Here is a 1,129-nt window from a genome sequence, read left to right on the forward strand (position 1 = left end):
ACGACCGACCAACGCTAGCGTCCCATTTCCTCGGACATCTAGCAATTCGCCTTCTGTGAGGGCGATTGTCTTTGCGTCTTCTTCTGACCACGCTCCGTACTTCCATTCGCTGAGGTCAATCTTTCCGCCTCTAACTGCTGTAAGTCGAAGTACTTTGGCGCCAACTTCTGCAGTCGGAACTGACCGTCCATTTGCGAGGTCATCTGGCGAAAGTTGATCGACATTCGCCCAAGTCCAGCCATCCGGGAGAGTCGACAAATCGTCGACCTTTGGAGTGGTGGGCTCGGGATACTTTGCTTGCCAGCCTTTGGCAGGCGTTTTGCCTTGCTCGGCGAACTTGGCGAGTTGCTTCTGTTCCCAGCGGGCGCGGCGCCCGGATAGGATGCGCCGCAGCAGTTCGGCGCCGGTTTCCTGTGGCTTGCCATGCGTCGCGCGCCAATCCACGGTCAGCGCTCCTTCCATCGCAGCCTTCAGCAGCGATTGGCGGTACTGCGCCAGCTTGCGCTGCGCGGCCTTCAGCTCGGCCACGCCGGCGTCCAGGCCGGACAGCAGCTCTTCCAGCTTTTCAACAATGCGAGTTTGTTCGGCTCGCGGAGGCAGAGGCAACCCCGCAGAGGACAGCCACGTCGCTGGAACGCGCAGTTGTCCGGCAGTTCCGGTCATGTTTTGGCGCGCGACGCGACGAAAATCCGGTTGCGATATGTAGTAGGCCAACCACTTATCCGCTATAGCACCGCCCGGACGCAAGACATGGAACTCGGTAGAACCGAAGGCATGGATATGTGGAAGCTTCGGAACGATTGCTCCCTTCCCGTTCTCCATGCATGGCGTGATCTTGGCAAAGAGAACGTCGCCCTCCGAGAAAGCCGTATAGCCCTTGCGAACCTCACGCATCGGACGAAGCAGGGAGGAGTCAAGACCACCGAAGTCTTCGGCAACCGCGGCCATTGGAACAAAGTGAACGAGATGGTCATCGTTCAGCTTAGAAACGTCCAACTTTGGACTGATCTCGACTACCTCTTTGATAGCCGCGACTGTCCACGAAGCTGGAAGCTCCGAACCAAAATCAACTGCTAACTCGGTCAAGCCACCAACTCCTCATTCATCTCAGCCAACAGTTCATCCAACT

General features: G+C 57.5%; 1 protein-coding gene. It reads right to left on the reverse strand.

Features of this window, described 5'->3' with window-relative positions:
• Positions 1-1,086: restriction endonuclease subunit S (locus AB0D94_RS37910; RefSeq protein WP_362062563.1), on the reverse strand; the 1,086-nt coding region annotated here is incomplete at its 3' end.
• Positions 1,087-1,129: the final 43 nt, after the last annotated feature.

The sequence above is a fragment of the Streptomyces sp. NPDC048255 genome (genome assembly GCF_040652415.1).
In the GTDB taxonomy this organism is placed as follows: Bacteria; Actinomycetota; Actinomycetes; order Streptomycetales; family Streptomycetaceae; genus Streptomyces.